Genomic DNA, 11,061 nt, shown 5'->3' on the forward strand with positions numbered 1-11,061 from the left:
ATCGAGATCTCCGCCGGCGCCGGGACGGAGGCCAGGCGGGAGAGGGCGACGGGATCCAGCACGGTCACCGCACCGGCGGAGATCTCGATCATGCCCCGGCGCTCGAAGCCGCGCAGTGCCCGGTTGACGCTCACCCGGGTCGCGCCGATCTCCGCACCAAGACCCGCCTGGCCCCCATGGAGCGGCACCGGGCCGCCGGCGCAGCGGCGTACCAGCCAGGCCGCCACGCGCGTCGGCACGTCGCGCACCGCCGCGTCGGTGAGCCGCTCGTCGAGATCCCGCACGGTCGCGGCCAGCGTGCGCAGCAGCCGCGCCGCGACCTCCGGTTCGCCGGCGATCAGGTCGAGTACGGCGGCGCGCGGAACGTAGGCGACCTCCACCGCCGTCAGGGCCGTGCGGGTCGCCCGGTGCGGGCCGTCCACGAGCAGGGCCGTCTTGTCGAACGCGACCGGCGCCGCCTCCACGGTGAGGATCACCTCGCGGCCCTCCGCGCTCACCCGCCCGGCCTTGACCCGCCCGTCGAGCAGCACGATCAGGTGGTCGGCGGGGTCGCCCTCGGTGCACAGCACCTGCCCCGCCGGATAACGCCTGGGCCGCGCCGGCAGCCCGCGCAACCGCTCCTCTCCCAGCTGGGCGAACATCGGCAGGTCGGTCAGCGCGTACGTCATGTATCCCGATATACACCCTCGCCGTGCCCCGCGATGCTGAGCGGGCGGAGGGCTCGGGCCTAGCGTGCAGACATGGCGAGATACGTAGTGCACCTGGCTTTCGACGGCGACCCACGGCGGCTCGCGGCCCGGCCCGCGCACCGGGACCATCTGAGCGGGCTCAAGGAGGAAGGGCGGCTGGTGACCGCCGGGCCGTGGGCGGACGACACCGGGGCGCTGCACGTCTACGAGGTGTCCGGGGAGGAGGAACTGCGGGAGATCCTCCGGCGGGACCCGTACACGGCGGCCGGCGGCTCCGAGGTCGTCCTGCTCAAGGAGTGGACGCCGATCATGTGACCGCCCCGGTGGCCGCCCGGTCTAGGTCCGCTTCCAGAACGGGCCCCGACGCCGCTCGGCCTCACCCGAGGCGCCCGGTGAGGCGCCCGGTGAGGCGCCCGGTGAGGGGTCCCGTGAGGGGTCCGGCGAGGCGCCCGGCGAGGGGTCCCATGCGGGGTCTTGTGAGAGAGCCCTTGGGGGGTCCGGTACGGCGAGGTCGCGGGTGAGTGCGGTGAGGACGGCGACGGCGCGGTCGTGCAGGGCCTGCGCGTCCGCTCCAGGTCGCTCGGCCGCCTCCAGCTCGCGGGCCAGCGCCGCCAGCTCCTCGTTCCCTCCCAGGTACGCGGCCAGTGCGGCGAGCCGCGAGCCCAGGTCGGCCAGGTAGAGCAGGTCGGGCCCGGGCAGCGCCGTCAGCCTGCCCAGTTCGGCCACCAGTTGCGGGCGTACCGGCGCCAGCGGGTCCGCGCGCCGCGGGCCGGACCCCGGCGAGCGGGAACCGCCACGGGCGGAGCCCCGCCGCGCAGGAGCTCCCGGCATCGGAGGCAGGCCGGCCGGGCCGGCGTCGCCGCCCGCGAGCAGCCCCTGCTCACTGTCGGGGGCGAAGGCCTGAGGATGCCGCATGCGTACGGCGGCCGCGGGCGCGGCGGCCATCATCGTGTGCCCGAACCCGGCCATCGGCGCGGCGCCGCGCGGCGGCTCCCATCCGCTCGGCGGCTCGACCGGCTGGATGACGCGGTGTTCGGGGCCGCCCTCGGCGACCTGCCTGGTGTCGATCGCGACGTAGGCGGTGAAGCGGCAGAGCACGCCGTTGTCGAGGGACGTGCGCACGATCGTGGACTCCAGGTCGTGCTCGCCCATGGCGTACCGGTCTTCGAGCTCCCGAAGGTGCGTACGGGCCCAGACGGCGCGGATGGCCGGATTGTCCACCTCCACGCCCTGGACCTGCTCCTCCCACGGGCCGTCGGCCGCCATGCCGCGCACGGTCAGCGAGGAACCCTCGCGGTAGCGCCCGTACACCCGCAGCGGCACGCCGGGGAAGATCGAGCCGAGATGCGTGACCGTGCCGGACTCCACGTCGAGGCCTTTGACCGACAGGTCGGTGACCAGGGGAGCGCCGATCCTGCGGTGGATCTGCTCCATGGCGGCGTCTAGCCGGTCCTCCGACTCGACCAGTTCGCACCTGCCCGCGCCCAGCCCCGCCAGCCGGCCGAGGAACCCGGCGTTGACGGCCCGGTCGATGCCGACGGTGTGCACGCGCATGACCGACAGTGCCCCGCCGGCCTGCTCCAGGATCTGGTCCTCGTTGCCCACCTGGCCGTCGGTGACCAGCACCACGACGCGTTCGCGTCCGGAGGTGCCGTCGAGGAGGGTGACGGCCTGTTGCAGCGGCTCCAGCATCTCGGTGCCGCCGCGGGCGTCGACCCGGGACAGATGTTCGACGGCGCGGTAGCGGTTGCGGTCATCGGCCTCCACCAGGCCCTCGAACGCCTGCTCCACCACGGAGTCGAAGGTCAGCACCGCGAACCTGTCCTGAGGGGTCAGCGTGTCGACGATGCGCGCGGCGGCCCGGCGCGCGCAGACCATCTTCCAGCCGCCCATGCTGCCTGAGCGGTCGAGCAGCAGCACCACGTCGCGGGGCGACCGCGTGGCCTGCAGCGGCGGCGGCACGACGGTCAGCGCGAAGGTCCTCCCGCCTTCGGCCCCGCCGTCGAGCTGCAACGACGTGGAGGCGTCGAACGACATGCGCAGGATGAAGTCGCGGTCGAGCCGCTCACCGGGGCGCAGGCGTACCGTCCCGCCCTCTTCCTCGACCACGTGCAGGCTGGAGGCGAGGCCACGCAGCCGCAGGCCCGCGGCGTCCACGCGGGCGCTGAGCGAGAGCCGCACCGGGTCGGGAAAGCCGGGCAGCAGCACGGGAGGCGTGATCCGCGACGCGTCCGGGACCGCGTCCGTGTCGGGCGCGGCGCCGTCCCCGGCCGGCCGCCCGTCGATGGGAGTGCCCGGGATGTAGCGCGGGGCCACGACCAGCGGGAACCTGAAGGTGGCCGCGCCGTCCTCGTACGGCAGGGGCTGGCTCATGGTCAGCCTGACGGAGACGCGCTCGCCGGGCAGGATGTTGCCCACCCTGATCGTGAAGACGTCCGGCCGGTCCTCCTCGGCGATCGCCGCCCGCCTGCCCTCGCGCAGCGCCTGGTCGTAGTCGGCCCTGGCCTGGCCTCGCTCCTTCAGCACGCCCTCGACGACCCGGTCGCCGGCCTCCATGCGAAAGCCCGTCACGGCCGCCCGGTCGGGCAGCGGGAAGACGTACGTGGCCTCCAAGGTGACGTCGAACGGGTTTCTGAACCCCTGGGTGACCTCGACCCCGGCGATGAGCCCCGAGATGTCGGCGGCCACGTCCACGCTTTCGAGCGGCAGGTTGCCACGTTCCGTCCGCAGGGCGCCGAACCCGGCGTCCGGCACCGGCAGGCACCGTGCGGGCTCCAGCGAAGTGATGTTCATGTCAGTTGCCTCTCTTCGAGCACCGCGAGCAGCGGCCCGGCCGCCGCCAGCACCGCCTGAACGTCCTCATCGGACGGCGCCCGGCCGGTGTCCAGCACCAGCCGCACCCCGTCCGCCAACACGACTCCTGCCACCGCTCCCGCCACCATGCCACCCGCCCGCCGGCCTGCCGCTCCGGCTCGGCGCCGCGTGCCGTCGTCCCCCGGCGTCGCGGCCATTCCGGCCGCAGGCCGGCCCGCGTCGCCTGTGCCGGGCGCTGTGCCGGGCCCTGTGCCGGGCCCTGTGCCGGGCCCTGTGGTGGCGGGGCCGGCGGCGTAATTCCGGTGCCCCGCGCCGACCCCACTACCCGGGTGCGCGGCCCAGAACCTCCCGCGTGCCAGGTCGTCCGGAGCCTCGTCGCCGTCCTGCGGCCGTTCCCCGTGCCCGCCGGCGGCACGGGCTCCCGTGGCCGGAGGGGCGGGCGCGGGAGGCCCGTTCGCCGGCGGGGCGCCGGCGGCCGGTCGTGTGGCCGCCTCAGGAGGCGTGGTGAGACCGGCGGCCGTCTCCAGCATGCGGTCCGTCGCCCCCGCGAGGGCGGCCTGGATCTCGGCGATCGACCGGCCCGCCGCCTGCAGCCGTTTGACGGCCACGAGTTGCAGCAGGTGGCGCCGTCCGTACCGGGCGATTCTGCCGCGCCTGGTGAGGGGCGGGTCCACGAGGCCGATGGTCGTATACCACCTGATCAGCCGTTCCCCGGGCACGTCGCGGACCCGGCCGTTGGCGGTGGGCGCCGCGCTGTCGCGCAGCGCCCGCGCGGCGTGGTCGGCCAGCTCGCCGATGGTCCAGGTGTCGCTCATACCCTCACAATGACACTGTCACTATTACACTGTCAATAATGGCGTACGGAAGAACGCAGGACCGGGAGTCGTTATTAAAAGGGACAGTCCGACCGAATAGGGAGGAATGACGACATGGCCACGATCACCGGTCCACTCGCGGGTGATGCCAGGAGCACGGTCGCCGAAGCCTTGCAGGGCGCTCTGGTCGATCTGATCGACCTCTCGCTGGTCGCCAAACAGGCCCACTGGAACCTCGTCGGCGCCCACTTCCGCCCGATCCACCGGCAGCTCGACAAGGTCACCGAGCTGGCCAGGAAGCACATGGACATCCTCGCCGAACGCAGCGTCGCCCTCGGGATCAACCCGGACGGCCGCTCGGCCACGGTCGCCAGGAACACCAAGCTCCCGCAGCCGGACGGCGGCTGGCTGGAGGATGGCAAGGTCGTGGCGACGATCACCGAGACGCTCGACGGCATCAGCAAGCGGATGTACGAGCGCATCCGGCTCACCGACGAGCCAGACCCCGTCACCCAGGACCTGCTCATCGCCGTGGCGCGGGAGATCGACAAGCAGCACTGGATGTTCCAGGCCCAGCGCTGACGCACCGAGGAGTCCGGGATCCGCAGGCGGAGCACCCGGGCTCTTCGTCTGTCGTGAACCTTGTGATCAGCTCGTGGAGCGGTGGGGTTTGCGCAGAGTTTGAAGTGACGAGTCCCTGCCATTCATGTCCGTGCGGTCGACTAGCGTGGCACCTAGAGGGAGGCCCCACGATGTCCCACAAGACTCTCCTCCGCACGGGCCCGCTCTTGCAGGGCGGCGTGAGCCCGTACGGCCCGCTCCGGCTGCCGGGCGAGCACGGGCTCGTCCTGCCCTCCGGGTTCCACGGCAGGGAGGTGGCCCGCTCCGGGCACAAGGTGGCCGGGTTGACCTGGCACGCGGCGCCCGACGGCGGCGCCTGCTTCCCCGACGGCGGCGGCTGGATCTACGTGTCCAACTCCGAGCTGCCGTTGCTCGGAGGCGCGTCGGCGCTGCGCTTCCGCGCCGACGGCAGCGTCGCCGACGCCTATCGCATCCTGTCGGGCACCGATCTCAACTGCGCGGGCGGCGCCACACCGTGGCACACCTGGTTGTCGTGCGAGCTGGGCCACCGCGGACGCGTCTTCGAGTGCGACCCCTACGGCGCGCGCGCCGCCCGTCCCCGCCTGGCCATGGGCCGTTTCAAGCACGAGGCCGCCGCCTGCGACCCGGAGCGGCGCGTGGTCTACATGACCGAGGACGAGCCCGACGGCTGCTTCTACCGGTTCAGGCCCGGAGACTGGGGCGACCTGACGGAGGGCACGCTGGAGGTGCTGTGCGCCTCGGGCCGCTGGCGGGTGGTTCCTTCGCCGGCGGCGCTCCGCCAGGAGGCCCGCCACCAGGTCGAGGACGCCCGCCACTTCGACGGCGGTGACGGGTGCCACTACGCGGGCGGGGTGTGCTACTTCACCACCAAGGGCGACGCCGGCCTGTGGGCCTACGACGTGCACACCTCGACACTCGACCGGCTGTGCTCGGGCGTGCGCGCCATCACGGCGGCGCCCTCGGGGGACCTCTACGTGGCCAGGGAGACCACGCAGATCGACGTCATCGCCCCTGACCGGGAGGTCACGCCGTTCCTGCGCCTGGAGGGGCACGACGGCGCCGAGCTGACCGGACTGGCGTTCTCACCCGACGGCGATCGGCTCTACTTCTCGGCGCGGCGGGGCCGCGCCGAGGGCCACACGTTCGAGGTGACGGGCCCCTTCCGCGCCTGACCTCCCGCCGTGCCGGCGCGTCGGCCCCCGCCGGTCAGCCCAGATAGCGCACGAGCATGAGCTTCAGCTCGTCCACCAGTTCGGCGCCACGTTCGGCGGACGCTGATGTGATCATCGGCATCACCGCCTTCACCGTGGCCAGCGCCATGCTGCCCGTGAGCAGGGCGCGTTCCTCGGAGAGGCCGGTGGAGCGGCGGCGGAGCATGGCGGCGACGTGCCGGGCGATGTCGTCGTGCAACCGGCCGGCCGCCTCGGCCAGGCGATCGCCGGTCGCCGTCCCGTACAAGGCGGAGCGCGTGGCGGGGTTCTGGCACGCGCTGGCTTGGCGGGTGATGCGGCGGCCGCTGCTGTCCGGCGGGGCCGCCCTGGTGGTGCTGCTCGTGCTGGCATCGCCGTTCCTGGGGCTGCGCTTCGGCGTGGCCGACGACCGCATCCTGCCTCCCGAAGCGTCCTCGCGGCAGATCCAGGACGTCATCCGCCGCTCCTTCCCGGCGGAGGAGACGGACGCCATCCAGGTGATCTCGAAGAGCGCGGCGGCAGGTGATGTCTCGGGGTATGCCGCGCGCCTGTCCCGGCTCCCCGGCGTCGCCCGCCCCGCTCATCACGGCGGCCGGCGGGATCCTGGCGCTGACGTTCGCCGCCTACGCCACCGCGCGAGTGTCTTTCGTGCAGATGCTGGGTGTCGGCATCGCGGTGGCCGTGCTGGTGGACGCGACGGTGATCAGAACGATCCTGGTGCCGAGCCTGATGCGCCTGGCGGGGCCGCTCAACTGGTGGCCCGCAGGTCGCGCGCCCACATCTGGTCGGTGACCTCGACGCCGTTCTCCATGCCCTTCTCCTGAGACTGCAGCTCGAACCCGGCTGCCTGGTAGATGCGCAGCGCGCTCGCCAGGCAGTCGCGCGTCCACAACGTGATGCGCTCGCAGCCCTCGGCCCGCGCATGCCGCAGGCACTCCTCCACGAGCCGTCGCCCGATGCCCATGCCGCGCGCGGACGGCTCGACCAGCAACAGCCGCAGCTTGGCCGTGGCGGCGTCCTGCCGGACGAAGAACACGCATCCGGCCCGTTCCCCGCCCTCCTCGGCGATCCACCCGGTGTCGCGCGAGAAGTCGAGCTCGCCGACGATCCTGGCGACCAGCTGCTCGAAGCCGGCGCCCCAGCCGTACTCGGCGTCGTAGAGGGCACCGTGGCGGGAGACGACCCAGCCCAGGTCGCCGGTGCGCGGGGGCCTGATCACGTACGGCTGCCGCTCGGCGGGCGGGGCGAGCAGGCGCCTGATCGTCCCCATGGCGGCCACGAGCCGGTCCTGGTCGGGCTCGGGCAACCCGGACAGCAGCCGCTCGACCTCCCCGGCCGAACGCCTGTCGAGCCCGGAGAAGACCTCCGCGCCGGCGGGCGTGAGGCGTACGAGCTGTTTGCGGGCGTCGGCGGCGGAACGCTCGCGCGTGATCAGCCCGTCGCCCTCGAAACGCGCGAGCATCCTGCTGAGGTAGCCGGCGTCCAGGCCGAGCAGCCCGCGCAGCTCCCCGGTCTCCATCCGCTCGGCGTGCGCAAGTTCGAACAGCACCCGCACCTCGGTCAGTGAGTACGGCGAGTCGAGCATCCCTGCCTGGAGTGCGCCGATCACCTTCGTATAGAACCTGTTGAAGGCTCTTACCTCAGAAACCCTTGCTTCTGGCAATGGACCCATTGCCATAGTCAACCATAGGAGGATTCCCGCTGTGAAGCACCTGTACATCGGCGGATACGGCCCCGGCATCGTGACGGTCGGCGGCGACCTGACCCGGGTGGCGGCCCCTTCGTTCCTGGCCGCCCATCCCACCCTGCCGGTGTTGTACGCGGTGGGAGAGCTCGAACGCGGCTGGCTCACCGCGTACACGATGGGGGAGGAGGGCCTCAGGCCGCTGGACGAACGGCCGAGCGAGGGCGACAGCCCCTGCCACGTCGCCGTGGACCCCACGGGCACGCTCCTGGCGGCGGCCAACTACGGCGACGGCACGGCCGTCCTCTACCACCTCGACTCGAGGGGCGCGTTCGAGGGCGAGCCGATCGTGCTACGGCACGAGGGCTCAGGCCCCGACCCGGACCGGCAGGCGGGCCCGCACGCCCACGAGGCGGTCTTCCATGACGGTCTCCTGCACGTGTCCGACCTCGGCACCGACGAGATCCGCCGCTACCGCCCCGACGGCACGCCGCTGGAGCCGATCACGATGGAGCCGGGCACCGGCCCGCGCCACTTCGCCTTCGCCGGCTCGCGCCTGTACGTCGCGGGCGAGCTCGCCGGCACGGTCACCCTCCTGGAGGGTGAGCGGCGCACGGTCGTGCCCGCCTCCGGGCGGCAGGGCGAGAACGCCCCTTCGCACCTGGAGCTCGCGGTTGGCTACGTCTACGTCGCCAACCGCGGCCCCGACACGATCACCGTGCTGCGTGACGACCTGTCGGTGGTGGCCGAGGTGCCGTCGGGCGGCGACTGGCCGCGGCACTTCGCCATCGACGGCGACCGCATGTACGTCGCCAACCAGCGCTCCGGCAGCGTGAACGTCCTCACGCTGAAGGACGGCGTCCCCGAGCCGGCCGGGCAGGTGTACGAGGTGGAGAGCCCGGCCTGCGTGCTGATCACGTAAGTCGCCGTGGGCGGCGTCCCGGCCCTCCGCGGGGACGCCCGGCAGCCGGTCCTGCCGGGGAGCAGCGATCCGGCCGCCGCCCCGGCGCGGAGCATCAGCGAGCCGCGCGCGGCGGGGCCCACGGGCACGGGTGCGCCAGGCGCTTCGGCGCGCGCGACGGTCACGGGAACTGCGGCAGAATGGCATCCATGTTCAGATTGGGCGGGTGGACCTGGCGTTTGGTCTAGACCACTGCCCGCGCGTACGGGCAGAATGCCGTCTGAACAGGTCTGAACATGCGATTCTGACCATGCGATTCTGGACGTGAACCCCATCGGGAGGAACCCGCCATGCGTATTGGAGTGCTCACCGGGGGCGGCGACTGCCCCGGCCTGAACGCCGTGATCCGGGCAGTGGTCCGCAAGGGGGTGAGCGCGTACGGCCACGAGTTCGTCGGCTTCCGCGACGGCTGGCGCGGTCCGCTCGAAGGCGACACGATGCCGCTCGACATCCAGGCCGTCCGCGGCATCCTGCCGCGCGGAGGGACCATCCTGGGATCCTCGCGCACCAATCCCATCAAGATCGAGGGCGGCGTCGACCGGATCAAGGACAACCTCGCCTCGACCGGCGTCGACGCCCTGATCGCCATCGGCGGCGAGGACACCCTGGGCGTCGCCAAGCAGCTCTACGACCGCGACGTCAAGGTCGTGGGCGTGCCCAAGACGATCGACAACGACCTGTCGGGCACCGACTACACCTTCGGCTTCGACACCGCCGTCAACATCGCGACGGAGGCCATCGACCGCCTGCACACCACCGCGGAGTCCCACCACAGGGCGCTCATCTGCGAGGTCATGGGCCGGCACGCCGGCTGGATCGCCCTGCACGCGGGCATGGCCGGCGGCGCGAACGTCATCCTCATCCCGGAGAAGCCGTTCGACATCGACCGGGTCTGCGAATACGTCGAGTCGCGCTTCCGCACCCGCTACTCGCCGATCATCGTCGTCGCCGAGGGCGCACACCCCGTAGAGGGCCAGATGGAGCTGCAGGCGGGCGAGCTCGACGCGTTCGGCCACGTCCGGCTGGGCGGCATCGGCGAGGTGCTGGCCAAGGAGATCGAGAAGCGCACCGGCAAGGAGGCCCGCACGACGGTGCTCGGCCACATCCAGCGCGGCGGCACCCCGACGGCCTACGACCGGGTGCTGGCCACCAGGTTCGGGCTGCAGGCGATCGACGCGGCCCACGAGGGCGACTACGGCAAGATGGTCGCGCTGCGCGGCACCGACATCGTCCGCGTCGGGCTCGACGAGGCCACGGCCGAGCTGAAGACCGTGCCCGTCTCGCGCTACGCCGAGGCCGAGGTGTTCTTCGGCTGACTGTAAGCGGGCTGCAAGCGGGCGGCCGTAGCTTCTTCATCAGCGGGGTTTACCGCTACAACCCCCTAAGGGGTACGGCCTGCGCCGCAGTTCGTCGGCGGCCCACCTGTGCGACGCAGGCCGTGCCCATGACATAGATCATCGACGGGGCGTGCCGAAGAGATCCGTCTCCGGCGCGCCCTCGTCGTGTGCGCGCAGCCGGGCCCGGTAGGCGGCCTCGCTGCGCAGTTCCTTCTCCGACGGCGACAGCAGGACGGCGAGCAGCAGGCCCACGGTGATCAGGCTGGTGCCGACGATCAGCGGCAGCAGGAAGTCGATGGCCGCGGCTCCGGAGACCGCCACGGGCTCGTGGTGCGGCGTCACCGACATGGAGGCCATCCCGGTGTAGTGCATGCCCGCCACCGCCAGGCCCATGACCAGCGCCGCCGCCCCGATCTTGAGCGTGCCGCTGACGCGTACGGTGAACCACAGCGCCACCGTGGCCGCGGCGATCGCGATCAGCACCGAGATCGACACGACCGCAGGGTCATAGGAGACATGCGCTGACATGTTCATCGCGGCCATGCCGAGATAGTGCATGCTCGCCACGCCGATTCCCGTCAGCAGACCGCCGCCGGCCAGGTAGATCAGGCTGTCGCCGCCGTACGAGGCGAGGAACAGCCCCGCCCCTACGACCACGATCGCGATCAGCGCGGAGACCACCGTGAGCGGCACGTTGTAGCGGATGGTCATGCCGGGGACGGAGAAGCCCAGCATGGCGATGAAGTGCATCGTCCAGATGCCCGTGCCGCCGATGGCGAAGGCCGCCCCCACCAGCCAGAACGCGCCGGCCCGCCCGCCGGCCACGCGGGCTCGCGAGGTGAGGAGCAGGCCCAGCATCGAGCCCACGCTGGAGATGACGTAGGCGGTGACGGGCGTCACGAACCCGACAGAGAAATGATCGACCGGCATACCCATCCGTCCCTCGCGCACTGATAAGGGAGTATGGG

General features: G+C 72.2%; 12 protein-coding genes. 6 read left to right on the forward strand and 6 right to left on the reverse strand.

All coding sequences use genetic code 11. The features are described from left to right. A partial coding sequence (locus tag GUY59_RS43675; RefSeq protein WP_161715028.1) for a Crp/Fnr family transcriptional regulator occupies positions 1 to 668 on the reverse strand: 668 nt, incomplete at its 3' end. Positions 669 to 740: 72 nt separating this feature from the next. On the opposite strand from GUY59_RS43675, the gene GUY59_RS43680 reads away from it, so the two are divergent. Continuing rightward, positions 741 to 1,004: a YciI family protein gene (locus tag GUY59_RS43680; protein WP_138208027.1), complete on the forward strand. Its 264-nt coding sequence runs from the start codon at positions 741 to 743 to the stop codon at positions 1,002 to 1,004. A gap of 21 nt (positions 1,005 to 1,025) precedes the next feature. Here GUY59_RS43680 and GUY59_RS43685 read toward each other — a convergent pair whose 3' ends face one another. Together GUY59_RS43685 and GUY59_RS49585 are read right to left on the reverse strand one after the other, a co-directional pair. Further along, the gene (locus GUY59_RS43685; protein ID WP_201762058.1) at positions 1,026 to 3,482 is read right to left on the reverse strand and encodes a VIT domain-containing protein; all 2,457 of its coding nucleotides are present in this window, start codon (positions 3,480 to 3,482) and stop codon (positions 1,026 to 1,028) included. After that, on the reverse strand, positions 3,479 to 4,318 hold the full coding sequence (locus tag GUY59_RS49585) for a helix-turn-helix domain-containing protein (RefSeq protein ID WP_171055600.1): 840 nt from the start codon (positions 4,316 to 4,318) through the stop codon (positions 3,479 to 3,481). The genes GUY59_RS43685 and GUY59_RS49585 overlap by 4 nt, the downstream gene beginning before the upstream one ends. 114 nt (positions 4,319 to 4,432) lie before the next feature. Between GUY59_RS49585 and GUY59_RS43695 the strand changes: the two genes are divergently transcribed. Next, positions 4,433 to 4,900, forward strand: coding sequence for a Dps family protein (locus GUY59_RS43695; RefSeq protein ID WP_132336331.1), 468 nt, complete (start codon positions 4,433 to 4,435; stop codon positions 4,898 to 4,900). A 170-nt stretch (positions 4,901 to 5,070) separates the two neighbouring features. Next, on the forward strand, positions 5,071 to 6,093 hold the full coding sequence (locus GUY59_RS43700) for an alkaline phosphatase PhoX (protein WP_138208026.1): 1,023 nt from the start codon (positions 5,071 to 5,073) through the stop codon (positions 6,091 to 6,093). 34 nt (positions 6,094 to 6,127) lie between these two features. On the opposite strand, the gene GUY59_RS43705 is transcribed toward GUY59_RS43700, so the two are convergent. Next, the gene (locus GUY59_RS43705; protein ID WP_161715029.1) at positions 6,128 to 6,568 is read right to left on the reverse strand and encodes a hypothetical protein; all 441 of its coding nucleotides are present in this window, start codon (positions 6,566 to 6,568) and stop codon (positions 6,128 to 6,130) included. A gap of 80 nt (positions 6,569 to 6,648) precedes the next feature. On the opposite strand from GUY59_RS43705, the gene GUY59_RS43710 reads away from it, so the two are divergent. After that, the gene (locus GUY59_RS43710) at positions 6,649 to 6,903 is read left to right on the forward strand and encodes an MMPL family transporter (protein ID WP_161715030.1); all 255 of its coding nucleotides are present in this window, start codon (positions 6,649 to 6,651) and stop codon (positions 6,901 to 6,903) included. Here GUY59_RS43710 and GUY59_RS43715 read toward each other — a convergent pair. Continuing rightward, positions 6,860 to 7,720 (reverse strand): bifunctional helix-turn-helix transcriptional regulator/GNAT family N-acetyltransferase, encoded by an 861-nt coding sequence (locus tag GUY59_RS43715; protein WP_252375219.1) that lies wholly within the window; start codon positions 7,718 to 7,720, stop codon positions 6,860 to 6,862. The two genes, GUY59_RS43710 and GUY59_RS43715, sit on opposite strands and share 44 nt — an antisense overlap. Positions 7,721 to 7,814: 94 nt before the next feature. On the opposite strand from GUY59_RS43715, the gene GUY59_RS43720 reads away from it, so the two are divergent. After that, complete coding sequence (locus tag GUY59_RS43720; protein WP_161715031.1) at positions 7,815 to 8,717, forward strand: lactonase family protein; 903 nt, start codon at positions 7,815 to 7,817, stop codon at positions 8,715 to 8,717. 329 nt (positions 8,718 to 9,046) lie between these two features. Continuing rightward, on the forward strand, positions 9,047 to 10,072 hold the full coding sequence (locus GUY59_RS43725; RefSeq protein WP_132336319.1) for a 6-phosphofructokinase: 1,026 nt from the start codon (positions 9,047 to 9,049) through the stop codon (positions 10,070 to 10,072). A gap of 138 nt (positions 10,073 to 10,210) precedes the next feature. Here the strand turns inward: GUY59_RS43725 and GUY59_RS43730 are convergent. Continuing rightward, the coding region (locus tag GUY59_RS43730) for an MHYT domain-containing protein (RefSeq protein ID WP_330849300.1) at positions 10,211 to 11,061 on the reverse strand (851 nt) is incomplete at its 5' end.

It is taken from the genome of Nonomuraea sp. K271, assembly GCF_009908215.1.
GTDB lineage: Bacteria > Actinomycetota > Actinomycetes > Streptosporangiales > Streptosporangiaceae > Nonomuraea > Nonomuraea longispora.